General features: G+C 69.1%; 23 protein-coding genes and 4 pseudogenes. 18 read left to right on the forward strand and 9 right to left on the reverse strand.

The window, feature by feature from the left end:
* Positions 1-13 precede the first annotated feature (13 nt).
* Entirely contained in the window at positions 14-481 is a 468-nt protein-coding gene (locus ACSMXO_RS18080; RefSeq protein WP_455418655.1) for a GNAT family N-acetyltransferase, read from the forward strand.
* 101 nt (positions 482-582) lie between these two features.
* On the forward strand, positions 583-1,038 hold the full coding sequence (locus tag ACSMXO_RS18085; protein WP_455419465.1) for a hypothetical protein: 456 nt from the start codon (positions 583-585) through the stop codon (positions 1,036-1,038).
* Between the two features lie 15 nt (positions 1,039-1,053).
* Here ACSMXO_RS18085 and ACSMXO_RS18090 read toward each other — a convergent pair.
* Positions 1,054-1,922: pseudogene (locus ACSMXO_RS18090) on the reverse strand (IS5 family transposase); the annotation flags it as partial.
* An 87-nt stretch (positions 1,923-2,009) separates the two neighbouring features.
* Here ACSMXO_RS18090 and ACSMXO_RS18095 point away from each other — a divergent pair.
* The 5 genes from ACSMXO_RS18095 to ACSMXO_RS18115 all read left to right on the forward strand — a co-directional run bounded on the left by ACSMXO_RS18095 (position 2,010) and on the right by ACSMXO_RS18115 (position 6,421).
* Positions 2,010-2,537 (forward strand): PadR family transcriptional regulator, encoded by a 528-nt coding sequence (locus ACSMXO_RS18095; protein ID WP_346262907.1) that lies wholly within the window; start codon positions 2,010-2,012, stop codon positions 2,535-2,537.
* Positions 2,534-3,280: an ABC transporter ATP-binding protein gene (locus ACSMXO_RS18100; protein ID WP_455418656.1), complete on the forward strand. Its 747-nt coding sequence runs from the start codon at positions 2,534-2,536 to the stop codon at positions 3,278-3,280. The genes ACSMXO_RS18095 and ACSMXO_RS18100 overlap by 4 nt, the downstream gene beginning before the upstream one ends.
* A gap of 4 nt (positions 3,281-3,284) precedes the next feature.
* Positions 3,285-5,111: an FtsX-like permease family protein gene (locus ACSMXO_RS18105; RefSeq protein ID WP_455418657.1), complete on the forward strand. Its 1,827-nt coding sequence runs from the start codon at positions 3,285-3,287 to the stop codon at positions 5,109-5,111.
* Between the two features lie 587 nt (positions 5,112-5,698).
* A complete protein-coding gene (locus ACSMXO_RS18110) occupies positions 5,699-6,037 on the forward strand; it encodes a hypothetical protein (protein ID WP_455418658.1) in 339 nt (112 codons plus the stop codon).
* 231 nt (positions 6,038-6,268) lie between these two features.
* Entirely contained in the window at positions 6,269-6,421 is a 153-nt protein-coding gene (locus ACSMXO_RS18115) for a hypothetical protein (RefSeq protein WP_455418659.1), read from the forward strand.
* 131 nt (positions 6,422-6,552) lie between these two features.
* On the opposite strand, the gene ACSMXO_RS18120 is transcribed toward ACSMXO_RS18115, so the two are convergent.
* Positions 6,553-8,697 carry an alpha-galactosidase gene (locus ACSMXO_RS18120; RefSeq protein ID WP_455418660.1) on the reverse strand — a complete coding sequence of 715 codons (2,145 nt, stop codon included), beginning with the start codon at positions 8,695-8,697 and terminating at the stop codon, positions 6,553-6,555.
* Positions 8,698-8,821: 124 nt separating this feature from the next.
* Here ACSMXO_RS18120 and ACSMXO_RS18125 point away from each other — a divergent pair, with 124 nt between their 5' ends.
* The 6 genes from ACSMXO_RS18125 (at position 8,822) to ACSMXO_RS18150 (ending at position 16,252) form a co-directional block, all read left to right on the forward strand.
* Complete coding sequence (locus ACSMXO_RS18125) at positions 8,822-11,281, forward strand: glycoside hydrolase family 97 catalytic domain-containing protein (RefSeq protein ID WP_455418661.1); 2,460 nt, start codon at positions 8,822-8,824, stop codon at positions 11,279-11,281.
* A gap of 66 nt (positions 11,282-11,347) precedes the next feature.
* Positions 11,348-12,580 carry an ABC transporter substrate-binding protein gene (locus ACSMXO_RS18130; protein ID WP_455418662.1) on the forward strand — a complete coding sequence of 411 codons (1,233 nt, stop codon included), beginning with the start codon at positions 11,348-11,350 and terminating at the stop codon, positions 12,578-12,580.
* Positions 12,577-13,497: a carbohydrate ABC transporter permease gene (locus tag ACSMXO_RS18135; RefSeq protein WP_346262915.1), complete on the forward strand. Its 921-nt coding sequence runs from the start codon at positions 12,577-12,579 to the stop codon at positions 13,495-13,497. The genes ACSMXO_RS18130 and ACSMXO_RS18135 overlap by 4 nt, the downstream gene beginning before the upstream one ends.
* The gene (locus ACSMXO_RS18140; RefSeq protein ID WP_346262916.1) at positions 13,490-14,326 is read left to right on the forward strand and encodes a carbohydrate ABC transporter permease; all 837 of its coding nucleotides are present in this window, start codon (positions 13,490-13,492) and stop codon (positions 14,324-14,326) included. The genes ACSMXO_RS18135 and ACSMXO_RS18140 overlap by 8 nt, the downstream gene beginning before the upstream one ends.
* Complete coding sequence (locus ACSMXO_RS18145; RefSeq protein WP_455418663.1) at positions 14,323-15,480, forward strand: ROK family protein; 1,158 nt, start codon at positions 14,323-14,325, stop codon at positions 15,478-15,480. Before ACSMXO_RS18140 ends, ACSMXO_RS18145 begins: the two co-directional genes overlap by 4 nt.
* A 493-nt stretch (positions 15,481-15,973) precedes the next feature.
* Positions 15,974-16,252 carry a sulfotransferase gene (locus ACSMXO_RS18150; protein WP_455419256.1) on the forward strand — a complete coding sequence of 93 codons (279 nt, stop codon included), beginning with the start codon at positions 15,974-15,976 and terminating at the stop codon, positions 16,250-16,252.
* Here ACSMXO_RS18150 and ACSMXO_RS18155 read toward each other — a convergent pair.
* The 4 genes from ACSMXO_RS18155 to ACSMXO_RS18170 form a co-directional block, all read right to left on the reverse strand.
* On the reverse strand, positions 16,199-16,450 hold the full coding sequence (locus ACSMXO_RS18155; protein WP_455418664.1) for a hypothetical protein: 252 nt from the start codon (positions 16,448-16,450) through the stop codon (positions 16,199-16,201). The genes ACSMXO_RS18150 and ACSMXO_RS18155 overlap by 54 nt on opposite strands.
* Before the next feature lie 194 nt (positions 16,451-16,644).
* The gene (locus ACSMXO_RS18160) at positions 16,645-17,517 is read right to left on the reverse strand and encodes an SIMPL domain-containing protein (RefSeq protein WP_455418665.1); all 873 of its coding nucleotides are present in this window, start codon (positions 17,515-17,517) and stop codon (positions 16,645-16,647) included.
* Positions 17,514-17,678: an IS110 family transposase gene (locus ACSMXO_RS18165; RefSeq protein WP_455418666.1), complete on the reverse strand. Its 165-nt coding sequence runs from the start codon at positions 17,676-17,678 to the stop codon at positions 17,514-17,516. Before ACSMXO_RS18165 ends, ACSMXO_RS18160 begins: the two co-directional genes overlap by 4 nt.
* Before the next feature lie 667 nt (positions 17,679-18,345).
* Positions 18,346-19,140, reverse strand: a complete 795-nt coding sequence (locus ACSMXO_RS18170) for a hypothetical protein (RefSeq protein WP_455418667.1) — start codon at positions 19,138-19,140, stop codon at positions 18,346-18,348.
* A gap of 158 nt (positions 19,141-19,298) precedes the next feature.
* On the opposite strand from ACSMXO_RS18170, the pseudogene ACSMXO_RS18175 reads away from it, so the two are divergent.
* Positions 19,299-19,521 (forward strand): annotated as a pseudogene (locus tag ACSMXO_RS18175) (cyclic-phosphate processing receiver domain-containing protein); the annotation flags it as partial.
* Between the two features lie 111 nt (positions 19,522-19,632).
* Here ACSMXO_RS18175 and ACSMXO_RS18180 read toward each other — a convergent pair.
* Both ACSMXO_RS18180 and ACSMXO_RS18185 read right to left on the reverse strand, forming a co-directional pair.
* The gene (locus ACSMXO_RS18180; protein ID WP_455418668.1) at positions 19,633-20,043 is read right to left on the reverse strand and encodes a hypothetical protein; all 411 of its coding nucleotides are present in this window, start codon (positions 20,041-20,043) and stop codon (positions 19,633-19,635) included.
* A gap of 271 nt (positions 20,044-20,314) precedes the next feature.
* A pseudogene (locus tag ACSMXO_RS18185) lies at positions 20,315-21,241 on the reverse strand (IS5 family transposase).
* Positions 21,242-21,329: 88 nt separating this feature from the next.
* Between ACSMXO_RS18185 and ACSMXO_RS18190 the strand changes: the two are divergent.
* From ACSMXO_RS18190 to ACSMXO_RS18200, 3 genes and pseudogenes are all read left to right on the forward strand, one after another.
* The gene (locus ACSMXO_RS18190; RefSeq protein WP_346262923.1) at positions 21,330-21,827 is read left to right on the forward strand and encodes a DinB family protein; all 498 of its coding nucleotides are present in this window, start codon (positions 21,330-21,332) and stop codon (positions 21,825-21,827) included.
* A gap of 53 nt (positions 21,828-21,880) precedes the next feature.
* A pseudogene (locus ACSMXO_RS18195) lies at positions 21,881-22,809 on the forward strand (IS5 family transposase).
* A gap of 68 nt (positions 22,810-22,877) precedes the next feature.
* Positions 22,878-24,266: an IS701 family transposase gene (locus tag ACSMXO_RS18200; protein ID WP_455413970.1), complete on the forward strand. Its 1,389-nt coding sequence runs from the start codon at positions 22,878-22,880 to the stop codon at positions 24,264-24,266.
* A 166-nt stretch (positions 24,267-24,432) separates the two neighbouring features.
* Here ACSMXO_RS18200 and ACSMXO_RS18205 read toward each other — a convergent pair whose 3' ends face one another.
* Positions 24,433-24,966 carry a hypothetical protein gene (locus tag ACSMXO_RS18205; protein WP_455418669.1) on the reverse strand — a complete coding sequence of 178 codons (534 nt, stop codon included), beginning with the start codon at positions 24,964-24,966 and terminating at the stop codon, positions 24,433-24,435.
* 455 nt (positions 24,967-25,421) lie between these two features.
* Here ACSMXO_RS18205 and ACSMXO_RS18210 point away from each other — a divergent pair, with 455 nt between their 5' ends.
* Complete coding sequence (locus tag ACSMXO_RS18210; protein ID WP_346262926.1) at positions 25,422-25,898, forward strand: VOC family protein; 477 nt, start codon at positions 25,422-25,424, stop codon at positions 25,896-25,898.
* Positions 25,899-26,003 lie beyond the last annotated feature (105 nt).

Raw genomic sequence — 26,003 nt, forward strand, 5'->3', positions numbered from 1 at the left:
TTACGATCATCGCATGATCGATACTGAGGTGACGGTGCGTCGGGCCTCCGACGCGGATGCGCCCGCCCTGGCCGGGCTGCGCTGGCGGCGGGCGATCCAGGAGCGCGGCTACCAGGGCGACAACCTGGACGAGTTCGTCGCGACGCTCGGCGATTGGATGCGCGGCCACCCCGAGCACCGGGCGTTCGTGGCCGAGGCCGCCGGAGAGGCGATCGGGATGGCCTGGCTGGCAGTACTCGACCGTGTGCCCACGGCAAACAAGTACGCCCGGCGCGGCGGCGACGTGCAGTCCGTGTTCGTCGTCCCTGAGCTGCGCGACCGCCGGGTCGGCGCGCTGCTGATGTCGGCCGTGCTGAACGAGGCCCGTCGCCTGGAACTGGAGCACGTGACGGTGCACTCCAGCACCCGGGCGGTGCCTTTTTACGAGCGCAACGGCTGGGGTCACGATCCCGAGTGGCTCAGCTGGGCCTCTGAGGCGTAGAGCCGCCGCCCGTGCCGGCCCACCCAATCGGCCCCCGGTACATCGGGTCGCTGGCCCGACGCAGCGCGTCCCGCGGGTCGGCGTCGTGCGGCGGCAGTGCGATGCCAAGCTACGCAGCTGCCCACGCCGAGCCACTGGACACCGACCCTTCCGCCCAGCAGGACCCCTCCGCCTCGGAGGTTCCGGCGGGGCGCCACGAGGACCCGGAAGCCGACCTGGACGACCTGTCCGCGAAGCTCCGGGCGGAGAACGGCGCCCTTCTCGGTGGGATGTCGGACGAGGAACTGCGGCGCGGCGTCCGGGTCGGCAAGAAGAACATCGAGATCAAACGGCAGCACCGGCTCGGTGTGTTCGAACGGGACCTGCTGCTCTTCGTCGCGGAGGACGCCCGGGCGCGCAACTCCGGCGGCCACCTCTGGGAGCCGTACGCGCGGCAAGATCACCGAGGTCGATCTGCCCTGTACCCATACCAACAGGGTGCACCGACATGCTGGGCCGGGTCTGGGCGGCCATCGCCGCCTGGCTGCAAGCTTGACGACCCGCGATCTAACCGTTAGTGAGCGTTTTAGATGTGGGTTACTCGGGTGTGTTGAAGGTACGGCGGGGTTGGCGGGTGGCGGGTCCGCTGCGGGTGAGGCGGTTGAGCATGCCGGTGATCGCGGCCCAGCGGATCATGTGTTCAGCGGTGGCGGGATCGGTCTCGTAGTCGCGGGCCAGGCGGCGGTGCAGCATCAACCAGCCCAGGGTCCTCTCCACCACCCACCTGCGCGGATGCACGGCGAAACCCTTCTGGTCGGCGGGCTTACGCACGATCTCCACCGTGGTGCTCAAGGCGTTCTTGGCCCAGTCGACGAACCGGCCGGCGAACCCCTGGTCGGCGAAGACGTGCCGGATCGGGGTGGTCGCGTACGCGGCGAGCAGCGCTGCTTTGCCGCCGTCGCGGTCCTGCCAGCAGGCGGCCAGGACCCAGACGGTGACCAGCAGGCCGAGGGTGTCGGTGACGATGAACCGCTTCCTGCCGTTGATCTTCTTGTTCGCGTCGTAGCCGCGACTGTCCGCGGGGACGGTGTCCGCGGCTTTCACACTCTGCGAGTCGATGATCCCCGCCGTCGGCTCCGCCTCGCGGTCGTGGGCGAGGCGGACCTGCTCGCGCAGCTCGGTGAGGATCCGTTCGGTCACACCCCGCTTGTTCAGGCGTTTGAAGTGCCCGTACACCGTCTGCCACGGTGGGAAGTCCGTCGGCAGGTACCGCCACGGGCAGCCGGTACGCAGCACGTACAGGATCGCGTCGATGACCGCCCGGCGGGGATGCTTCTCCGGCCTGCCCATCCACTTCTGGCCAGGCAACATCGCCTCGACGATCTCCCACTGGGCGTCAGTCAGGTCAGACGGGTACCGCCGCACTCGCTCCATACCCGACTACCGAGCCACTCACCCTCATCGATCGGACCCACTGTGCGACACGCCCGACCAACACACATCTAAAACGCTCACTTAGACCTGCGGTATAACGGTTATAGGGGGCCCGATGCAGCAGGAAGTAGTGCTGGCCATGCTGGCCAAGGAGCCCTCGTATGCCTACCAGTTGGGGGCCCGGCTGCGAGACGCGCTCGGCCCGCTCGGTGACGCGATGAACGCCGGGCAGGTCTACGTCACGCTGACCCGGCTGGAGAAGGCCGGCCTGCTGGAGGTCGAGCGGCCCGCCGACGCCCGCGACCGGACAGAGCGCAAGAGGTATGCGCTGACCGCCGACGGCCAGCAGCGGGTGGCCGAGTGGATCACCGAGGTGAGCTGGCCGAAACCGAACCTCGCCGAGTTCCACCTCAAGCTGGTCGCGGCCGCGTCGGCCGGGCTGGCGGATCCGATCACCATCGTCGACGCCCAGCGCCGCGAGTTGCTGCGCCGGCTGCGCGACGCCCAGCGCGCCGCCATGGCCGAGCCGGATTACTCGGACGCCGCGCTGTTGCTGGAAGGCGTCGTGCTCCGGCTCCAGGCGGACCTGCGCTGGCTCGAGGCATGTGAGAAGAACTGGACCCACCGAAGGAGTGGATCGTGAGCGACGCCGCCGACACGCCTGTGCTTCGCGCCCGCGGGGTGCAGAAGGAGTACGGCAAGGGGGAAGGACTGGTGCGCGCCGTCGACGGGGTCGATCTCGACATCGCCGCCGGAGAGACGGTGGCGATCATGGGGCCGAGCGGCTGCGGGAAGTCCACCCTTCTGCACCTGCTCGGCGGGCTGGACCGGCCCTCGGCCGGCGAGGTGTTGCTCAGCGGCCGCCGCATCGACAACATCAGCGAGAAGGCCCTGGCCCGGATGCGACGGACCGACATCGGCTTCGTGTTCCAGTCCTTCCATCTGATGGAGGAACTCACCGCCGTGGAGAACGTCGAGCTGTCGGCGCTGCTGGCCGGGCGCTCACCGCGGGCCGCCAGACGGCGCGCGGAGGAACTGCTCGAGCAGGTCGGGCTCACCGGCCGGGCGCGATTCCTGCCCTCCCAGCTCTCCGGTGGCCAGCGGCAGCGGGTCGCGGTCGCCCGGGCGCTGAGCAACGAACCACTGGTCGTGTTCGCCGACGAACCGACCGGCAACCTGGACAGTGCCGCCACCCTGGACGTCCTGCAACTCTTCGAGGGACTGCACGGCTCCGGTCAGACGCTGGTGATCGTCACGCACGACGCGCGGATCGCGGCCACCGCGGACCGGATGATCTCGATGCGCGACGGCGTGTTCGTGGACGAGACCAGGTTGACCGGTGGCACCACCGGCGAACTCCGCGCCTTCGCCGGGCTGGAGGACTGAGCCGATGGGCCGCATTCTGCTCGTGGTCCGCCTCGCCGTGCGCGACCTCCGCCGGCGCCGCACCGAGGCCGCGCTGCTCCTGCTCGCCATCCTGGCAGCCACCACGACGTTGACGCTCGCGCTCGTCCTCGGTGACGCGGCCCGCGACCCGTACGAGAGCACCCGGAAGGCGACCAACGGACCCGACGTGGTCGCCAACGGCCAGACCGCCGGGCTTCCCCGGCTCGAAAGCCTGACCACCGCGGCCGGAGTCACCGACCACAGCGGACCGTTCCCGGTCACCTCCGGGAAGCTCCAGGCAGCCGACCGCACCTCCGACGTGCAGATCGTGGGCCGCGATGCGGCGCCCGCGTCGGTCGATCGGCCCGAGGTGACGCAGGGCAGCTGGGTCAGCGACGGCGGCGTGGTGATGGAAGCCGCCTTCGCCAGCGCGCTCGAGGTACGCGTCGGTGACTCGGTCACCCTGGCCGACCGGTCGTTCAAGGTCGTCGGGTTCGCGGTCACCGCCGCCATGCCGCCCTATCCGGGGTCGTCCTGCATCGTCGTCAAACCCGGTTGCGTCAACGGCGTCATCACCGAGGGCCAGACGCTGCCAGCGGGATTGCTGCACAATCCCGGGCTGGTCTGGCTCACCCAGGCGGACGTCCGGAGCATCGCCCCGGATCCGAACTCCCTCTCCTACGTGTTGAACCTGAAACTCGCCGATCCGAACGGGGCCCAGGCGTTCATCGACGCGAACTCCGGCGGACCGGGCCGCGCCGCCGCCATGCAGAGCTGGCAGGACATCCTCACGGACGCCATCGAGCTGGCCAGAGACTCTCAGATCCTGCTGCTGATCGGTACCTGGCTGCTCGGCCTGCTCGCCGTGGCGAGTCTCTCGGTGCTGGTCGGCGGTCGGATGGCCGATCAGACCAGGCGTGTCGGGCTGCTGAAGGCGGTCGGCGGCACACCGAGCCTGGTCGCCGCCGTCCTGCTCGCCGAGTATGTCCTCGTGGCCCTCGTCGCGGCCGTGGGCGGGCTGGCGATCGGCACGCTGACCGCGCCGTTGCTGACCGAGTCCAGCGCTGGCCTCGTCGGCAGCGCGGGTACGCCACCGATCACCATGGCCAGGGTCATCGTGGTGACCGCCGTGGCACTCGCCGTCGCGGTGGTCGCGACCGCTGTGCCGGCCGTGCGTGCCGCCCGCTCCAGCACCGTCAACGCGCTGGCCGACGCCGCCCGCCCGCCCCAGCGGATGGGCTGGCTCATCGCGATCTCGGCGCGACTGCCCGTCCCGCTGCTCCTCGCCCTGCGGGTCGCCGCCCGCCGGCCGCGCCGGGTCGTGCTGGGGGTGGCCAGCATCGCGGTCACCGTCAGCGGCATCTACGTCCTGCTGGTGCTCAACGCCTTCCTCGCCACCCAACCACTCACCGGCGGTTACGGCGAGAGCCAGGTGCGGGTACTGCGCCACGTGCTGCTCACCTGGACGGTCATCCTGCTCACCCTGGCGGCGGTCAACGCGATCGTCATCACCTGGGCGACCGTGCTCGACAACCGGCACTCCTCGGCGCTGGCGCGTGCCCTCGGCGCGACTCCCAGCGAAGTGACCGGCGCACTGGCCGCCGCGCAGGTACTGCCGGCGTTCGTCGGTGCCGTCCTGGGCGTCTTCCCGGGAGGCTTCGCACTGTTCGCCGCCATCAACGGGATCACCGGCGGCGACAGCGACAGGGCCACGCTTCCCTCGCTGTGGCAGCTGGCCGTCCTGGTGCTGGCGACCCTGCTCGTGATGGCGGCACTCACCGCCGTTCCCGCCCGCCTCGGCGGCCGCAGGCCGGTGACCGACACGCTGTGAGGGGGTCCGCCGTACAAATGCGGACACCTACCAGCTGAAGCAGATCGACGAGTTCCTGGGCTGGTGCTCCGACAACGGCATTACCGCCGAGCATCTGTTCAACAAGCGAGAGTGGACCTGGTAGCGCACCGAGATGCCCTACCTGAACACGAACGGCATCCGGCTCGCCTACCAGCGCTCCGGTCAGGGGATCCCGTCCTTCTGATCATGGGTACGGGGGCGGCCGGCCATGTCTGGAGCCTGCACCAGACTCCGGCGCTGCAACGGGCGGGATACCCGACGGTCACCTTCAACAACCGTGGCATCCCCCTCGGACGCCCCCACGGGCAGGTACTCGCTTGAGGACATGGTCGCCGACACCAGGGACTCATCGAAGCGTTGGACCTGGCTCCGTGCCGAATCGTCGGTACCTCCATGGGGCGCACTCGTCGCGCAGGAGCTGGCGATCGGCTGGCTGCGGCTGGTGCGGTGCGCGGTCCTGATCGCCACCCGGGCCAGTTCGGACGCCATCCGGCGGGCACAGGTGGCGGCCGACCAGGCGCTGTTGGAGGCGGCGTCCGGGTACCGCGTAAGTACGACGCCTGCGTTTGCTGCATCGCAACGTGGGTCAGCTCATCCTGCTGGCCGGCACGCTCGACGACGTCGTCGGACGGTTCCTGCTGTCGATGGTCTCGGCGGCCGCCGTCAAGGGCGTCAGCGCCGGACAGATTTCGCTCTCCCTGCTGTACCTGGTCGGCTTCGTCGTCTTCGCCGTCCTGCTCGGCCGACCGGTGGTACGCACGCCGGGTCATGACGATCGCGGACCGGTCGGACGACGGCGGCCCGAGCGTCTCCGCGGCCGTCGTCGTGATCCTGCTGGGCGCGGTGTGCACCCACGCCCTGGGCATGGAGCCGGTCTTCGGCGCGTTCGTCGCCGGTTATCCTGATCGGCCTGCCGGGCGCTGCCAACCAGATCAAGCCGGCATCGTTGCGTACGATCGTCACTGCGGTGCTCGCCCCGCTCTTCCTGGCCACCGCCGGACTGCGGATGGACCTCACCGCACTCGTGGACCCGACCGTCGCACTCGCCGCACTGGCGGTGCTGATCACCGCCATCCTCGGCAAGTTCGCCGGCGCGTCCCTCGGTGCCCGGCTCCCGGCTCAGCCGCTGGGAAGGCATGGCAACCGGCGCCGGTATGAACGCCCGTGGCGTGGTCGAGGTCATCATCGCACTGACCGGCCTGCGACTCGGTGTGCTCAACACGGGTTGCGGTGGCGCGTGGTCGGCCGACAAGCTCGGCGTCGGCTCTACCGAGCAGGTATCGCGGTGATGTTCACGCTCGCACGGGACGAGGTCGAGGCTTCGACGCGGCCACTCAGCCGCCGGCGGTGTACCCGTTCTGGCACCGGATCGCCCTGGCCACCAACCGGCGCGACCCCGCCGAAGCCCCGTTCTCGACGGCTACCGTGCGGCGATGAGCTCGAGCAGCATCGCCTGACCGGGATTGAGCAGGGGAAGCGGCACGCCTTCCCGGGTCAGGACCCGGCCGGACAGCACGATGCCACGCTCTGCGCGCGAAAACCAGCCGGGGTCGGCGACCTGGTGCCGTGCGGCCGGTCCCGTCTCCGGACGCGTGCGCAGCAGGTAGTGCCGATCCGGGTCCAGTCCCGGCAGCGCCGACCGCGCCGTATGCGCGGCCGGGCTGGTGTGCAGGCGGACCCAGGCGAAGACCGCGTGCGCCGCGTCGTCGCTGACCACACCGTGCAGGAGCGCGCCGGCGTCGACGTGGTCCGCGCGGACCGTGCGGCCGCTGTGCAGCAACGGGCGGAGCTCCTTGTAGAGCCGCGCCCAGCGGGCCAGGCCATCCAGCTCGGCCGGCCCGCATGACGTGAGGTCCCACTCGATGCCGGCGTGCCCGAACAACGCGGTGACGAGGCGGAACGACAGCGCGGTTGACCGTTGGGTGGTGTGCGCCCGCATCGGGCCGACGTGGGTACCGAGTAGCTCGGGCGGCAGCAGCGTCTGCGTCCACCGCTGGATCAGCTGACGCTCGATCGGATCGTTGGTGTCGGAGACCCAGACCCGGTGGGTGCGCGACATGATCCCGAGGTCCGCCCGGGCACCGCCGCTGGCGCAGCTCTCGATTTCGAGTGCCGGGTGCCGGGCGCGGAGCTGGTCCAGGAGTCGGTACACGGCCAGCGTGTGCTCGTGGACGCGCGGCGCCCCGGCGGCGCCGCGCGCGGCGTGCAGGTCGCGGTTGTGGTCCCACTTGATGAAGTCCACGGCGCAGTCGGTGACGACCGCGTCGATGCGGTCGAGCAGGTAGGCGGCCACGGCGGGCTGGGAGAGGTCCAGGGCGAACTGGTGGCGCCAGCGCAGGTCCGGCAGTTCGCCGAGCAGCCACTCCGGATGGGCACGGGCGAGGTCGGAGTCGGGGTTGACCATCTCGGGCTCGAACCACAGGCCGAACTGCATCCCCAGCTCGTGTACCCGGTCGCTGAGGCCGCGCAGCCCGTGCGGCCACACGGTCTCGTCCACAGACCAGTCGCCCAGCCCGGCCGTGTCGTCGCGACGTCCCCGAAACCAACCGTCGTCCAGGACGAACCGCTCGACCCCGATGTCGGCGGCCCGCTTGGCCAGCTCGGTCAGCCGCTCCAGGTCGTGCTCGAAGTAGACCGCCTCCCAGGTGTTGAGCACGAGCGGGCGTGGTGTCGAGGGGTGCGCGGGCAGCGCGCGGACGGACCGGTGGATGCGGTCGGTGACGCCGTCGATGCCGCGGTCGCCCCAGGCGAACAGGACCTCCGGGCTCTGGTACGCCTCGCCGGGCCCCAGCAGGATCTCGCCGAGGTCGAGCAGCTCGCCGCCACCGATAACGGCCGAGTGGACGCCGGCGCCTTCGGGGAGGCGTTCGACGATCTGTTCCTGGTTTCCGCTCCACGCGATGTGCGCCGCCCAGATCTCGCCGGACCGGAAGGAGAAGCCGGGGGTGCCGGCGAGGGTGAGGAACGCGGAGTCATGGCCGGGCCGGCCGCGGCGCGAGGAGCGTGTCCAGGTGCCGTCGCCGATCCGACGGCGCTGCGGATGCCGTTCGCCGCTCCAGCGCCCGGTGAAGTCGAGCACCTCCGTCGCGCGCGCCGGCAGCGGCAGGAGCAGCCGCAGCGCGCTCACGGTGAGTTCCTGGCCGGCGGTCGCGTTTCGGATGACCGCCGTGGCGTGCAGCACTCCGGCGGCGTCGAGGCGGTATTCGTAGGTGATCTCGGCCTGCCGCTCCCGGTCGGACAGGACGAACCGGGCGCTGGTCGGCTCGGCCGTCGTCTCGACGAGGGTCAGCGGCCCGCCACTGGCCCGCCCGACCTGCAACTCAACAGCGGCGGTTCCGGACCAGCCGTGCTGCCGGCTGGCGGCGATCGAGAAGGAGCGCGGCGCGTCCAGGGAGCTGTTGAGCACGGCGGGCGTACCGGTCGTGAGCAGGCCCTGCACGTCCGCGTCGCCGTCGAGGGCGGCCCCCCAGTGCGCGACTGCGGGAAGACCCCAGCGGTCCGGAGCCAGCAGCAGGCTGACGCCGCCGCCGCGTAGGTGGACCCATTCGGTTGAGGAGCTCGCCATGAACATCCACTATTCCTTGACGACGTTAACTATGTTTCTTGACAGTGTTAAGTAATGATGCCTAGGCTCCGCCGTGAGTGCAAATCAAGGCCAGTTCGGCCGGCATAGGAGCCTGACGACCCCGATGGATCTTCATCAGCCTGTAGACATCTCCCCCGACGCGACGACGTCGCTCGGTGGTCTCGCGATTACGCTCCGGCCGGCCGGAGACCATCTCACGCTCGAGGCGAGCCATCGCGGCCGGGCGGTGTTCGCGCGCGTGGAGCTCGGGATCACCGTCGACGGTGTGCGGCTCGGTCCCCACTCGGCGGTCGTCGACGTGTCCCGCCGCCGGGTGCGCGAGACCTACCGCAAGTACACCGGCAAGGTCGTCGGCACCCTGGACGTCGACCACCAGGAGACCGCGTACACGCTGCGGGACCCGGGCGGGCGCCGGTGGGGTCTGGTCGTACGGGTAGCCCGGGACGGGTTCGCGTTCCGGTACGTCGTGCCCGAGGCGGGCGTCCTTGGCGCGGAGCTGACCCGGTACGTGCCGCACGGCGCCGGCCGCGCCTGGCCACTGGAGTACCAGACCTGGTACGAGACTCCTCGCTTCGGCAGCGACCTGGACCACCTCGCGGACGGCGACTACGGGTTCCCGCTGCTGCTGACGGCCACGCCGGAGTCCTTCGTGCTGATCAGCGAGTCAGACATCGACGGCCGCAGCTCGGGGGCGCACGTGCGCTACACCGGCGGCGCCTTCGCGCTGGTCACCGCCGACGACACCGCCGAGGTCGAGGCTGGGCATGCCACGCCGTGGCGGGTCGCGATCGTCGGCGACCTCGCCGAGATCGTCGCGTCTCACCTGGTCGAGGATCTGGCACCAGCCGCCACCGGGCACCTCACCCTGCCGCGGCCCGGCCGGGCAGCCTGGTCCTGGTGGTCCAGCCAGTACTCCGGCGCCTACCTCGACGACCAGAAACGGTTCACCGACTTCGCCGCCGAGCAGGGCTGGGAGCACCTGCTCGTCGACTGTGGCTGGGACCCGACGTGGGTGCCGGAGCTCGTCTCCTACGCCAGCGCCCGGGGCGTACAGGTACATCTGTGGAGCTCGTGGAAGGACCTCGACGGGCCGGAAGCCCTCGCGAAGCTCGCCTTGTGGCGGTCCTGGGGAGTCGCCGGGATCAAGGTCGACTTCATGGAGTCCGAGTCACGCGAGCGCTACCGGTGGTATGACGCGATCATTGCGGAGACCGCTCGCGTCGGCCTCGTCGTCAACTTCCACGGCTCGGTCATCCCCCGCGGCTGGGCAAGGACCCATCCGCACGTGGTCAGCTACGAGGGGATCCGCGGCGCCGAGTACTACGTCTTCTACCAGGAGCCGCTGACCGCCGCGCACAACGTGATCCAGCCGTTCACCCGCAACGTCGTCGGCGCGATGGACTACACGCCGGTGGCGTTCAGCGCGCCGCGGCGGGAGACCAGCGACGCCCACGAGCTTGCGCTCGCCGTCGTCTACGAGTCCGGCATCACCCATTTCGCCGACGACCCGGGGGAGTACACCAAGCGTCCGGCGGCGGCCACGTTCCTCGCCGAGCTCGCGCCGGCCTGGGAGGAGGTGCGCCTGCTCGACGGGCACCCGGACCGGCGCGCGGTCATCGCCCGTCGCGGCGGCGACCGCTGGTTCGTCGGCGCGATCAGCGCGACCGGCCCGGAGCGGGTCACCCTCTCGGTGGCCAGCCTTGTCGACGGCCCGGCCGACGTCCTGCTCGTCACCGACGACGGCACCGGAGGGCTGGCGGAGACGATCCTGCGACAGGTGACCGAGCCGATCCCGGTCGACCTCGCGCGCAACGGCGGCTACGCCGCGATCGTGGCACCCGCGGGCGCGCCGCTGGTCCGCGCCGCTGCCAACCCCAGGTACGCGCTGCCGCGCATCGAGCCCGCGGTAAGCGTCGTCGGTGACGACGGGACGGCGGTCCTCGACGCCGATCCCCGCGCGACCCTGCGCCTTGCCCCCGGATGGACCGCCGTCCCGGGCGCCCATCGCGGGCAGTGGACGGTCCGGGCCCCGGCCGGGGTCCGCCCCGGTGACCGGGTCGTCGTCGCTGCCGAGATCCCCGGTGCCGACGGCGTACCGGCGGTCGCGCACGCCCAGGTCGTCGCGCCGCTGTCGCCGGGAAGCCATCCGCTGTCCACCATGCCGTTTCTGCGCTGCCGCAACGAGGTCGGCCCGGTCGAGCGCAACGCGGCCAACGGCGGCGGCGACCCCCGCGACGGCGGTCCACTCACCGTCGCCGGCGTCGTCCACGAGGAAGGGCTGGGCGTCAGTCAGCGCTCCGCTGTGGAGTTCGCACTCGCCGGCGGCCCGCGCCTGCTGACCGGTGCCGTGGGCGTCGACGACGAGACCCCGGACGCCACCGTGGTCGCGCGCATCCTCGTCGATGGGGTCGAGCGCCACAGGTTCGCGCTCCACGGCGGCGAGGCGCCCGTCGCGTTCGAGGTCACGGTCGAGGGCGCGGCAACGCTCGAGCTGCGTACCGAGCCCGGACCGGACGGTGTCGAGGCGCACGTCGACTGGCTGCGGCCACAGCTCGTGGTCTAAGCGAAGGACGCCAGAGTTTCCCCGGCACCCACGGAGCCGGGTCTCGATAGAGGAAGAGGTAACCCGATGAGGAAATGGCTGGCGGCCGCACTGGCCGCGGCGCTTCTGGCCGGATGCTCGTCCGAAAGCGGCGACGACGGCCCGGTCACGCTGACGTACGCGGTGTGGGGCCAGAACGACGCCATGCAGCAGCTCGTCGACGCGTTCGAGGCGAAGCATCCGGACATCCAGGTCGAGCTCCAGGTCAACCCGTGGACCGACTACTGGACCAAGCTCCAGGTCGCCGCTCAGGGCAGCACCGCCCCCGACGCGTTCTGGATGCTCGGCGACCGCTTTCAGACGTACGCGTCGAACGGGCAGCTACTGCCGCTCGACGACGCCATCGAAAAGGCGAACGTCGACCTGGGCGTGTATCCGAAGGTACTCGTCGACCTGTTCACTTTGAACGGCAAGCACTACGGGTTGCCCAAGGACTTCGACACGATCGGGCTCTGGTACAACAAGGAGCTCTTCGACGCCGCCAGCGTCAAGTACCCCACCCCGGAGTGGACCTGGGCCGACGTCCAGGCGGCCGCAGCGAAGCTGACCAACAAGAACACCGGCGTGTACGGCATCGCGGCGCCGTTCAACCGCCAGGAAGGCTTCTACAACACCATCGCGCAGGCCGGCGGGTACGTCGTCTCTCCCGACGGCAAGAAGTCCGGCTACGACGACCCGAAGACCCAGGCCGGCATCCAGTACTGGATCGACTTCGTCCAGAAGGGACAGTCGCCGACGCCGCAGCAGTTCGCCGACACCGACGCGACCGCCCAGTTCGAGAACGGCAAGGTGGCGATGTACTACGGCGGCTCGTTCTACGCGACTCGCTTCTACGAGAACGCCGCGCTCCGCTCGAAGATCGACGTCACCGCTCTGCCGAAGGGCGAGAAGCGCGCCACCGTCATCAACGGCATCCAGAACGTCGGGTATGCCAAGTCCAAGCACCCGGAGCAGCTGCGCGAGCTGCTGCTGTTCCTCGGCAGCGAGGAGGCCGCGAAGATCCAGGGTGACACCGGCGCGGTGATCCCGGCGTACCGGAACACCCAGCAGGCGTGGGTCGACTCGATGCCGGAGTTCAACCTCAAGGCGTTCCTGGACCAGGTGCCGGACAGCGTGGTCTACCCGGTCTCGGCGAACACGGCCGTCTGGAACGAGTTCGAGGAAACCCACCTCACGCCCGCCTGGGAGGGCAAGCAGACGGTGCAGCAGGCGGCCAACAGCCTGGCCGCCGAGATGAACGAAGCGCTCGCCAAGGAATGACCGTCACGACCAGCGGGCGTGGCGCCGCCAGGCGTCCCGCCCGCCCTCACCGCAGAGCCGCGTGGATCGGCCTGGCCTACGTCGCGCCGGCGCTGGCCGGGCTGCTCGCGCTCTACATCGTGCCGCTGTTGAACACGTTCTACCTGAGCCTGTCCGAGACCGGACCGTTCGGCGGCAGCACGTTCACCGGCCTCGACAATTACCGGGAGCTGGCCGGCGACGGCGAGTTCTGGCGCGCGCTGCGCAACAGCGCCGTCTACACGGTGATCGTGCTGCTCGGCATCCCGATCGCCGTCGTCGTCGCCACGCTCATCCACTCGGTCCGCCGCTTCGGCAACCTCTACCGCGTGCTGTTCTTCCTGCCCGTGGTCACGCTGCCGGTCGCCATCGGCATGGTGTGGCGGTACATCTACAACGGCGAGTTCGGGGTGCTCAACCAGGCGCTCGGCCTGGTCGGCATCGACGGACCGAACTGGGTCGCCGACCCGGACGTGGCGATCTACGCGGTGTCCGTGGTGGGCATCTGGATGAGTCTGGGCACCAATATCATCATCCTCGGCGCGGGCCTGCGCGGCATCCCGAAGGAGTTGCTGGAGGCGTCCGCCATGGACGGAGCCGGTCGGGTGCGGCAGTTCTTCTCAGTCACGCTGCCGCTGCTGTCGCCGAGCATCTTCTTCGTCTCCATCCTGTCGGTCATCTCGTCCCTGCAGATGTTCGACCTCATCTACGTGATGATCGGCCGTGGCTCCACCGCGGAGATCGGGACGCAGACCGTCGTGTACCGGTTCTTCCAGAAGGCCTTCGTCGAGTACGACCAGGGCTACGGCGCGGCCAACGCGATCGTCCTGCTGATGCTCATCATGGCGATCACCGCCATCCAGTTCCGGCTCCAGAGGAAGTGGGTCTTCTATGGCTGAGAACGCCGTGCGCCGCCGCCGCGACCCGTGGGTCGTCCACGTGCTACTCGCGCTCGCGGCCGCCGTGATGGTCTTCCCGTTCGTCTGGCAGGTGCTGACGGCCTTCAAGACGGTCCCGGAGTCGCGGGCCGTACCTCCGGTGTTCGTGCCGTCCGGGTGGCAGGTCGAGGCGTTCACCCGCTTCTTCGACACGCTGCCGGTCGGCGGGCTCTTCGTCGTCTCGATCGCCGCGCTGGTGCTGCGCGTCGCCGGGCAGGTGCTGGTCTCGGCCCTCGCAGCGTACGGGTTCGCCCGCTTCGACTTCCCCGGCAGGAACGTCCTCTTCGCGCTGTTCCTGATCATGTTGATGGCGCCCAGCCAGCTGTTCCTCATCGCCCAGTTCGACCTGATGAAGGACCTGAAACTGCTGGACACGCTGCCGGCGATCGCGATCCCGGGCTTGTTCTCGGCGTTCGGCACGTTCCTGCTCCGGCAAGCGTTCCTCGGCATACCGGCGGAGTTCGAGGAGGCGGCGCGGCTCGACGGCGCCAACTCGTTCCAGATCTTCTGGCGCATCATGCTGCCCATGGCCGGGCCGACGCTCGCCGCGCTGGCCCTGCTCACGTCGCTGTATTCGTGGAACGACCTGCTCTGGCCACTCGTGGTCACCTCGTCGAAGGAGAACATGACCCTTCCGGTCGGCCTGGCCAACCTCCAGGGCCAGTACGCGACCGACTATCCGACACTCATGGCAGGATCCTTTCTCGTGTCACTGCCGTTGATCGTCCTGTTCCTCGCGCTGCAACGGCAGTTCTTTGCCGGCATCGCATCGAGTGGCCTCAAGGGATGAAGGACTTCGCGCGTATCCCGGTCAGTTCGCCGGCGTCCGTCGCGGTGTTCCGCCGCATCCTCACGCACGGGCCGGTGGGGCGGGTCGACATTGCCCGCACCACCGGGCTGTCCCAGGCGGCGGTCACCAAGGCCGTCACCCCGCTGATCGCCGCCGGGTTCGTCGTCGAGGCCGAGCAGCCCCGGCCCGAGGCCGGCGTCGGTCGGCCCATCAACCCGCTCGCCGTCTCGCGCGACCGGGCGTTCATCGCCGGCGTCAAGATAACCGCCGAACGCAGCTACGCGGTCCTTACCAACCTGGGCGCCGATCCGATCGCCCACGTCGAGGTCGCGAACGCCAGCTCCGACCTGGCCGACGTGCTGACCGCGGTGGAGCGGCTCATCCAGCAGCTACGCGCCCACTCGCCCGGTGGCCGCCTCGACGGCATCGGCGTCGCCGTCTCCGGAGACGTCGACCGCACCACTGGCACCGTGCGCGACTCCCCACTGCTCGGCTGGCGCAACGTACAGCTCAAGGAGCGCATCGAGGCCCTCACCAGCACGCCCGTTACGGTCGAGAACGACGTCCGCGCGCTGACCGTCACCGAGATCCTCTTCGGCGCTGGCCGCGACGCCACCTCGCTGGCCGTCGTGACGATCGGCGCCGGCATCGGCTGCGGCCTGTTCCTCAACGGGCGCATCGTGCAAGGCACGCACGGCGTCTCCGGCGAGATCGGACATCTCCCGCTCGCATCCGAGGCCCTCGTCTGCAGCTGCGGTCGGCGGGGATGTGTCGAGACGGTCGCCTCGACCCAGGCCATCGTCGACCGGGTCCGGTCCGTCAGCGGTCGCGCCGACCTGACCATCGACGACGTCTTCGCGCTCGCCCACGACGGCGACAAGGCGGCGGTGGAGGCTTTCGCGGCCGCCGGCAGCACGATCGGCGCGGCGCTGGCCGCCCTGGTCAACCTCGTCGGCCCAGAGCTGGTCATCATCGCCGGCGAAGGCGTCACCGAGTACGACCTGTACGCCGACCGCCTCCGCAGCACCTTCGGCGAGCACGCGTTCGGTGCGGCCATCGACTGCGAGATCGTGCTCACCGCACACACGTTCCACGACTGGGCCCGGGGCGCCGCCGCCTGCGTCATCGAGGAAATGGCGGCCGGCTCGCTCTGACACCGCTCCTTGCGGCGCACCGCGAGCCGGTTTCGCCCGACGCTCTACGCCGTACTCCGTGGACTTCAACGTCTACTCCTCCGTCTGGCCGGCGCCTGCCCCAGCTCTCCTCTGCTCGATCGGGGCCGGCCGTGCCAGGCCTGCGTCGAGGGTGGTCCGCTCCAGGCGGCGCGGCGCCGCTGCAAGGACGGGTCGCTGTCCCGCAGCGGGCTGCTCGCGGCCGAGTCCTGGCCGCACCGCACCGTCAAGGCGTACGACCCGGTTCGGCTGTTCGTCAGCCCGAGTCGGTTCCTCGCCGACGTGCTGCGTCGCGCTGGCGTCTGTCCGGACCGGCTGCGCGTGCTGAACCACTTCGTCGATCTGGACGCCGAGGCCGGTCCGGCACCCTCCGACGGGACGGGGCCGATCGCCGCGGCCGGCGGGGACCGGTACCACCCCGGGACCGGCCCGGCCGACCGGTCCGGCGGCGTCGTACCCGACCGGCCCGGTGGTGATGGACGCGTTCGGGCAGGCCAAGCTGCGGCACCCGGCCGGCCAGTGGCTCGACGTACGGTACGAGGATCTCCTCGCCGCGCCGCGCGAACAGGTCGGCCGGATGCTCGACTTCCTCGGCAGGCGGCCAGCCGGGTTGCGGCGATACACCCGTACGCCTGGACGTGAGCACTGCTTTCCTGGCAATGCTCTTGTCCCTTCACTCTTTCAGACGGTGCGCGGCTTCTCAGGGCTCGTAGTCGGCCTCGCTGTACCCGTGCGCCTCCAGCACGGCGAGTAGTAGTTCATGCCACGCCTTCTCGTCGCTGTCGCGCCAGCGGTGCTTCCGCGGGCACTGCCAACTGGGCGGCTCGTCCCCGACGATGCAGCCGCCGAGTGCAATCTCCCCGTGGTCGGCGGCATCACGCGCTTCCGGAACCGGCAGGCCAAACAGCAGCGGCACACCCGGCGCACCGCACTCAGGGCAGGTGGAGATCACGTCGAGAGGGTATTGGGCCGTACCTCTTCTGTCGCCACCCGGTCGCAGGGCCGCTCGGGGAGGACGGCAGGCGGCGGTCCCGCGGACGCCGCCCTACCCCGGCGCCCCGCCACGATGTGACACGTCGTTCGAGCCGGCGTCGAACGGCCGACCAGTTCGACACTCCCAACCGGGCGGGGCGGTCAGCGAAGATTTCAGTCGCGGGCCACGGCGTAGCCGAGGATCACGGCAGCAGACACGACGATGTGGCCTGGGGCGAGGTCCTGGGCTGTGGTGGCGGCAGCCTCGGCGTGGCTGCGGTAGCGGGCAGTGCCGGGCTGTTCCGGGTCGACGTCCTCGACGTGCAGGACCGCGCCGACGCGGACGCCGGCCGCTTCGGCGTAAAGGTCGGCCTTCGCGCGGGCTGCGGCGACCGCCTTGCGCCGGGCCTCGGCCCGCAGTTCGCGCTTGGCGACGACATCGAAGTCGACGCCCTCGATCTCGTTGGCGCCGGCCGCGACGACATCGACGAGCAGCGGCTCAACGTCGTCCAGCGCGCGAGACTCGACCGCGAAGGCAGCTTGGCACTGGTAGCCGACGAACTTGCGGGTGCCGTCCACGTACTCGGTAGCGGTCTTCAGGTCCAACCGCGAGCCCTCGACCGCCGCGTCGCTGATCCCGTGCGCCCGTAGCGCGCCACGCACGGCCCGTACGGCGGCGCGGGCCGCTTCGAACGCGGCGTTCGGGGTTTGCTCCACACGCACGACCTTGAACCGCACCCGTACGAGTTCCGGGACGGCTTTCACACTCGCCGCGCCGAACGCGGTGATCCCCCATGGGCGTTCCACCATCTGCATGATTGCCGATCCAACCAGATCGTCCGCGCCGCGTCGCACCGGCAGTGGACGTCCTGGTAAACCGTGGACGTCCTGGTAGACGGTGGCCCGGCCTGGTAGACGGTGGCCTGACCGAACCCACAACCCGTCACCGTCGAGGTTGCCGAGACCGAGCGCCACAGCGGCTAGAAAGGTACCGCCGGCATCCCACGAACGGGCGGCGATGAGGTCCTTGCGAGCGGGGACGGTCATCCGCAACGTGACTGTCGCGGGAGAGTCGAGGTGAGGGGACGCAAGCGGTGGTGATCGGTGCGGACGGTGTCGGCCAGGACGTCGGCGTCGAAGCGGTCGTCCTTGTTACCGGCTGCGCCGTAGCGGCGGCGCAGGTGCTTGATCTGTTGCGGGGCAATCACGAAGACCGTGCGCCCTGCCTCGAGGAGGGCCTCGAGGAGGGCCCGTCGGGGCGTTCGATACCGACCTCGAGTACACCGGTCTGCTGCAGGCAGTGCAGCAGCTTCCGCAGCCCGGTAGCGGTGTGCTCGACGATCATCCGTTCAACCTCGACACCGTCGGGGCCAACAATCGCGAGGGCGTGTTCGGTGCTGGCCCAGTCGGCGCCCGTGGTTGGTCGACGCATCGGGGGGTCGTGTTCGACACTTATGGTGTTTTTCTTGCTGTTGCAGCAGCAGGTGGGCACCTGGTGGTCTCAGGACGCGGAAGCCGATCGCTCACTGATCGGCGCTCGACGGCGCTTAGCCCTGTCGCCAGTCATACGTGTCCTGGGATCACCGGGCCCCGCGGAACTCATGCCGGACCTCTCACGGGTCAAGCGCGCAATGCGGTGGCCCGGTGGGGACCAGGTGCGCCGACGACCCGACACCGCCGGCACCAGACACGGTGCCCGACGAGACCGCCGACAGGAAGAGTCTGCGCAGTGAGCGTGTACCTGATCCCGCGGTCTTGGCGACCGTGATCTGTTGGCCGCTTAGCGGGTCGGGATGCTCGGCACATCGTCGCGTTGTCTTCCGGTGGTGGGCGGCTCGGATTTCCGACGCGCGGTGCTGATGGCGGGGTGTGCGGTCAGTTCCATCCTGTGGCGTTGCAGGACACCGTGTGGCAGTCCTCGCAGATGAAAAGGCTGCGCCAGCCGTCGCCGTACTCGCGGATCCGGTTCTCGACCGAGACGACGTGGAACATCAACCGTCCGCAGGAGGGGCAGGACGGATTCGCGTAGAGCCCGATCGGTGGACCGCCGGCAGTGCCGACGAGGCCCGGCGTGAGCTGGATGTGGCCGTTGCAGTAGACGAGGTCCGCGTCGTAGGGCCGCAGTTCCACCGAGGCCAGCCCAAAGCCGGGGACCTCCAGCGAGCGATAGGTCTCCTCTTCCTCGGCGGCGGGCGGCTGGTCGAACGTGACGGCCGCGCTGCGGTAGCGGCCGTAGTCGTCGATGCCTGCGTGGAGAGTCCACATGCAGGTAGCTCGTGTTCCGACGAGGTGGACACGGTTGGCCGGCCAGGGTGGCAGGCCCGGCACGTCTGCGTGGCGCAATGACAGGTAGTGCCAGGAGATCGGGGTGGCCGAGGGGTTCTGCGCTACCTCTTCGACCGGCAGCCCTACCGGGTGATCCACGGCAGCGAGTTTTCCCGGTTCGTTGATCGGCTGCAGCCACACCGCGCGCCGCTGTGGCGAGAACCGGTACTGTGCTGGTCCGGTGGCGGGCACCCAAATTCCGGAGAGCTCATACTCCTCGCGATCTCCGCCGTTGCGCACGTCCTCCGCGACCGCGGTCAGGGCGGCAGCGGTGCCGATCGCGGCGAGTGCCCACGCGTCACCGAACGACCGGTCACTACGTAGCCTTTGCGCCAGGTGCTCCACGCATTGAACCTTTTTCAACCTGGACCGCGCGGCGCTCCCGCACCGCGTCCGACCTTGCGGTCCGCCGGACCGCAAGGGGAGTTGGAAAGGTTCAATCACCACCGATCCCACACCGCGACCGGCGGCCGGTCACCCATCACCAGGTTGACCAACCTCCCTGGGCAGTACACCTAGGCGGGGACGACACGATCTGGCCGGTCGTGGAGGTCCTGGAACAGGCCGCCTTCGACCAGCGCCCCTTTTGACGTCGGCGTCATCAACGTCCACTCCGCCAACCCGGCCGGCGCCGCGAAGATCGCACAGGTCCTACGGCACTGGGGGTATCGCGTCCGCGTCGCGTCGGGCTCCACGGACGTCGGCTATCTCGACGGCCCCGCGTGAGCTGACCGGCTCGAACGCGCCGCCCGACGGCTGTCACACTCGGACGGCGGCAGATGCGGATGCGATTCCGGCCGCGCGGCGAGACTGGACCGGGGTCACAGTTGCCAGGTGCTATTCGCCTTCCAGCCGACCAGAGTTGCCGCGGAATGGCCGTCCTCCGTCGGTCGTCGGTAAGGCTGCGATTCTCGCAGCCCAGCGGTCGACGTAGGTCTTCATCCCGTCGGCATTGCGCGGAATGCTCAACCAGTCCCAGGCAGCGTCGCGAATCTCCCGTTGGGCGATCATCTCGGTGCCATCGTCGTAGTGGAACGGGTAGCCGTCGACGATGTCCGACAAGTCTGCATAGATGCTGTACAGCGCGCCGGCATTCCCCACGTCGTCCGTGAGGAGCAGCTCGACCAGCGCACACTTCAGCTCCTCGACGACCCCCACCGGATCTTCTCTGCCCTTCAGCACTCGATGCATGTATCCATCGATGAGGTCGATCACAGCAGTCAAGGAAGACGATACGGCGTCGGTCACCCTCCCATGGTCGCTTGCCGTGTCACCCGCGCCGCTCCTGACCCCGGCAGCGCGCAACGTTCCAGGGCCACGATGCCGCGAAGAGACGAAAAGATTGAGTGGCACTCTCGTCGGCAACGTCGTACGCGCGGTATGCGTCCGATGTGACGTCGGATGCCTGCTGCCATGCAGGCGGCGGTGTCGGGCTGTGCGGATGCAGCGGCGGCATTCTGGTCCCGCGAACGGCGGTGGAGGTGCTTCAGTGAACCTTTTTCAACCTGGACCGCGGCGCTCACGCACCGCGTCCGACCTTGCGGTCCGCCGGACCGCATGGGGATTGAAAAGGGTTCAGTGGTGTGTGAGTGAGTGTTTGAGAAGGGCTATGCGGGCTGCTGGCGGTAGGTACGGCGTTGTTGGCGGGTGGTGGATGCGCCTCGGTGAGGCGGCGGGTCATGGTGTTGATCGCGGCCCAGCGGATCATCGCCTCCGAGGTGGCGGGGTCGCGTTCGTAGTCGCGGGCGAGTCGGCGGTGGGCGGTGAGTCAGGCGAAGGTCCGTTCGACCGGCCATCGTCGGGGGATCAGGACGAAGCCTTTCTGGCCGGTTGGTTTGCGGATGATGTGCAGGGTGGTGGTCAGGATTCGGGTGGCCCAGTCGACGAGGCGGCCGGCGAAGCCGGCGTCGGCGAGGACGTACCGGACCGGTGTGGTGAGGTAGAGGCTGAGCGGGGTGGTCTTGGCGCCGTCGCGGTCCTGGACGCTGGCGGCGCAGACCATGACGACGAGGATGAGTCCGAGGGTGTCGGTGACGATGAACCTCTTGCGGCCGTTGATTTTCTTGCCGGCGTCGTAGCCCCGGCTGTCGCGGCCGACGGTGTCGGCGGCCTTGACGCTCTGGGAGTCGATGATCCCGGCGGACGGCTGTCGGTTGCGGCCCTGCTGCACACGGACCTGTTCGCGGAGCCGGTCGAGGATGTGCTGCGTGACCTCCTCCTGTTCCCAGCGGACGAAGTGCCAGTAGACGGTCTGCCATGGCGGGAAGTCGGCCGGGAGTTGCCGCCAGGAGCAGCCGGTACGCACGACGTAGAGGATCGCGTCCACGATCGCCCGACGGGAGTGCTTCTCCGGCCGGACGCCAGGCCGTGGTGGTGGGAGCAGCCCGGCGATGTGACGCCACTCGGCGGTGGTCAGATCGGAGGGATACCGACGCTTACGGGGCATGCCAAGGGCAACGAGGCATCCACGGTCATCGGCCGCACGCCGAGTCCGACGTACCCCTCTTCAAAGACTCACTCAGTACCATGACGCCGTGGCAGACCCCCAATCCCGAGGCGACATCCGCCCGCCCGGCATCAACGCCGACGAGCGAACCACGCTGACGGCGTTCCTCGACTACCTACGCGAGGCGGTGGCGGCCAAGGTGGCCGGCGTCCCTGACGAACAGGCCCGCAGGCCGGGGGTTGCTTCCGGTACGAGTCTGCTCTGGCTGGTGAAGCACCTCACCGCCACCGAGCTCAACTGGTTTGTGTGGGCGTACGCCGGTGAGGATGTGCCGAAGTGGGACGACCAGGCGCCGGCCACTGAACCCGCAGCCGAGCTGCTCGCCGCGTACCGGGCAGCGGTGGACCGCAGCAACGCGATTCTCGCCGCCTGTACCGACCTGGACCGACCAGGCATCCGGTCCCTTCGGGAGACCACGCCGCCGTCCATGCGCTGGCTGCTCGTACACATGATCGAGGAGACCGCGCGGCATGCCGGGCACGCCGACATCCTGCGCGAGCAATTCGACGGGGCGGTGGGCCGGTAGAACTAGGGCGTGTCTCGTGGATCTGTTGGGGATGAGGGTGTAACACGTTTGTCGTGTCTGGACGGTTCGAGCTCACCGACGCCGAGTGGGAACTGCTCAAGCCCCTGCTGCCTGCAGATCCGCCGCGTGGTGGCCGGTGGCGTGATCACCGTACGACGATCTCTGGAGTCTTGTTCCGGGAACGGACCGGCATCACCTGGCGGGACCTGCCCGCCCGGTTCGGCCCGTGGAAGACCGTCTACCAGCGCAAACGTCGCTGGACCCTCGACGGGACCTGGGCGAGGATCTGCGACGCGCTGCGTACCGACTGCGATGCCGAAGAGGGCGATGACTGGACCCTCGGCGTGGACTCGACCGTGGTCCGGGCGCATCAGCACGCCGCTGGTGCTCGCCGTGACCTGCCCAGAGAGCTGTCCGAGCAGGCCGGCGATGGCAAAGGGGGCGGACGGGATCGGGCGAATCGGGTGATCGTGAGGCGCTCGGCCGGTCCCGCGGCGGACTGAGCACGAAGCTGCACCTGGCCGCCGACCGCCGGTGCCGGCCGATCAGCCGGACGCTGACCGCTGGGCAGCGCCACGACAGCGTCGGGTTCGCCAAGGTCATGGACGGCATCCGCATCCGGCGCCGGGTGGGCCGGCCTCGCGCTCGGCCGGGCCGGCTGCTTGCCGACAAGGCGTACACGAACAAGAAGATCCGGGCTGAGCTGCGTCGGCGCCGGATCACGGCGGTGATCCCGGAGAAGAAGGACCAGGTCGCCGCGCGGGTGTCCAAGGGCAGCCGCGGTGGGCGCCCGCCCGCCTTCGACCGTGAGCTGTACAAACAGCGCAATGTCGTCGAACGGGCAATCAACAAGCTCAAGCAGTTCCGGGCCGTGGCCACCCGCTACGACAAGAGAGACTTCATGTACCAGGCCGCCGTCGACGTCGCCACGATGAAGATCTGGCTACGCGACCTCGCCCGAGATCCACGAGACACGGCCTAGTAGGACTTTGTTAGGTCGTTGTGGTGTGTCGCTTGTAGGTGTCTGCTGGTGATGCTTGGCTGGCGGGTGTGGATAAGGGTGGGCTAGCGCGGGTCCGGGATCAGCTGCAGGAGTTCGCCTCGGGGGTGTTCGCCGGGTTGTCTCGGGTGGATCAGCGCGAGACGGGTGTGCGGTATCTGCGCGGGTTGATGCTGGATGGGCGTCGTAAGTCGATGCAGCCGATGGCGGCTCGTCTCGGGGTGGATCATCAGCAGTTGCAACAGTTCCTGACATCGTCGACGTGGGACGTGGTCGGTGTGCGACGGCGAGTAGCGAGGACCGCCGTGCAGGTGGTGGCGCCGAGGGTGTGGGTCGTCGACGACACCGGGTTCGCCAAGGACGGGCCAGCATCGGCGTGTGTCGCCCGGCAGTACTCCGGGACGCTCGGCAAGGTCGGCAACTGCCAGATCGCCGTCAGTGTGCACGCGGCCTCCGATGTCGCGTCGGCGGTGCTGGACTGGCGGTTGTTCGTCCCGGAGTCCTGGGATGAGACCTGCGTGCCGGATGAGGCCGGGAAAGTCGCCAACACTCACGCCCGTCGACTGCGCCGGCAGCCAGTCACCCTGGACGAAGCGGGGAAGAAGAAGCCTCACCTGCGCAAAGAGGCGCCGCGCGAGGAACAGATCGCGCAGATCCTGCGCCGCAGGGCGGCGTCGAAGGTGCCCGACGGCGAACGCTACCGGCCGAAATGGCTGATGGCCTTGGAGATGATCGACGAACTGGCCGGCTGGGACCTGTATCCGCCGTTACTGACCGCCGATGCCGGGTACGGCCAGGTCGCCGAGTTCCGGCAAGGCCTGACCGACCGCGGCATCGCCTACATCGTGGCCACCACCTCGAGCACGACCGCCCAGCCCGGCCATGCCGAACCTGTCGAGGTCGCCTACGCCGGAGTCGGGAAACATCCCACGCCGCGATATCCGCATCCGGCCCGCAGTATCAAAGACCTCGCCCTCGACCACGGCGCTGAGCGCGCCGTACTCGTGCACTGGCGGCAACGACTACCCGCAGCTGACAGCGCGGACGACCGACCCGCCGACACGCTGTCCGGACACTTCTTCGCCCTGCGGATCCGCCCCGCCGGCAGAACCGTCCGAGAAGGCCTTCCCCAGCACGGCGACGGCGTCCTGCCCGACTGCTGGCTGCTCGTGCAATGGCCACCCGGCCACGACGAACCCACCGACTACTGGCTGTCCGACCTGCCCACCGACACCACCCTCAGCGACCTGGTCCACCTGGCGAAAAGCCGCTGGCGCATCGAACACGACTACCGCGAACTCAAAACCGGCCTCGGACTCGACCACTTCGAAGGCCGCTCCTGGATCGGCTGGCACCGCCACGTCACCCTGGCCAGCGCCGCCCAGTTGTTCCTCACCCAGACGCGGCTAACCGACCCAAAAGCAACCGGGCGGCCCTGAGCCTCTACGCCGTCCTACGGCACCTGCAATACCAACTCGCCACCTGGCTCGGCTTCTGCCCACACTGCCACCAACCCGTACCGACCTAACAAAGTCCTACTAGATCAGTGCATCCGCTCTTGGCGAGCCCATACAGGCATCAACTTGCCCCCACGGCGTGCGCTACTCAGTAGTGAGCGAGGACCTGCGCGACAGGGTGGCCGAGAAGATCAGCCACCCTGGCAAGTTCCTCGGCATCGAGTTCGTAGTTCGCCCGAGTCGGGTTCATGGCACTTACTTCGAACCGCGCAAAGCCAATCGGCTCCTCGTAGCGCAGGCTATCCAGCGTGACCACGGCACAGCAGCAGGGCACTGTCACGTCCAAGTGGTCGAAGCTCTGGCCAACTTCCCTGACCAGCTCGCCGAGCCATGGCAAGCCGATATCGCCGTCGCAGCGTGGGCACGTGATCTGGGTGGTGTACTCGCCGGCGTCGATCAGGGTCACCCGGTCGTAGAACTTCGGCCTCACATCTTCGACAGCGTCACCGAGCCCTGAGAACAAGCTCGCCACGTAGGCAACGGCAGCGGCTGCGGCCTCGGGCGTGGGCTGCCAGCCCGGGTCGGTTGGGATCAACCGAATGCATCCATCGCTCACAGTGTTCAGGATGCCCGGTGCCGTTGAGGCATGATCAGTCGGGTAGTCGCTCGCCTGCACGCTCATCGGCAAGTTCCGGACGTCGGCGACGTCGGAGGTCGGCCACGGGGCGTGACGGCTCCGGCTGGTGGTGGCGCACGTGTCGTCGGCGCCTGATCCGGATGCGGTCGGCTGCCATCGCCTGGGAGGTAGCGGTGCCGGCGTCGGTCAAGGCCGATTGCCAGGCAGTTGACGGTAGTGTCGGTGGCGCCGGTAGGGCGCTCCGACTAGGAGCCGGGTGGCGAGGTCCCAGACATGCACGCTGCTGTCCTCACCGGCTGACGACCACGACGTGACGACCGTCGAGTTCGGTCAGCTTCACATCGAGTACTGCGCCGCGATGATCTCGATCTTGCGTTGCGGTGGGCGGTGCGGCAGCTTCATCAGACAGCTCCGCTCGCCAGGAGCCGCCGACCTGTCGGGCGCGTCCTCGCAGCGGTCTTGACCGCCTGTCCTTGGGCCTGTTGGATTATCATCGGGCGATGAACGATTCAGGTCTGGGCGCGCCGCAGACGCTACTGGCCAATGTCTTCACATTGGGCGTTCGTGATCTGGGGCGGCAGCGCGACTTCTATCGGTCCCTCGGATTTCCGCAGGTTGTCGACGATGCCGACTTCGCCGCCTTCCAGCTGCACGGAGCAGTCCTAGCGTTGTTCCCGGCGGAGAAGCTCGCCGCCGATGGACGCGGCGACCAGGAACTCGGCCGCGGCGGTATCCGGTTCACCATTGGCATCGTCGTGCGTCAGGCGGCCGAAGTCGATCGCCTTGCGGATCAGTTCGGAGCTGCCGGAGGGCGCATCACGAAGAAACCGACGAATGCTGAGTTCTTTCCTGGCCGGTCCGCGTACGTCGCCGATCCGGAAGACAACTTCTTCGAGATCGTGTGGGCCGAACCAGACAATGCCATCGTGGCGGCGGCGTACCGAGCAGCGCGTCTCACGCCGCCGGCCAGACAGTAGAGGCTGAGGCCGGAGCCCTTCGGCAAGTCAGGACGACGCCCGCCATGACGGCGCGCGCTCGACGGCATGACCGTGCGCCACACGCCAGCCGGAGCCGTCACTCTG

The organism is Plantactinospora sp. DSM 117369 (assembly GCF_053764795.1).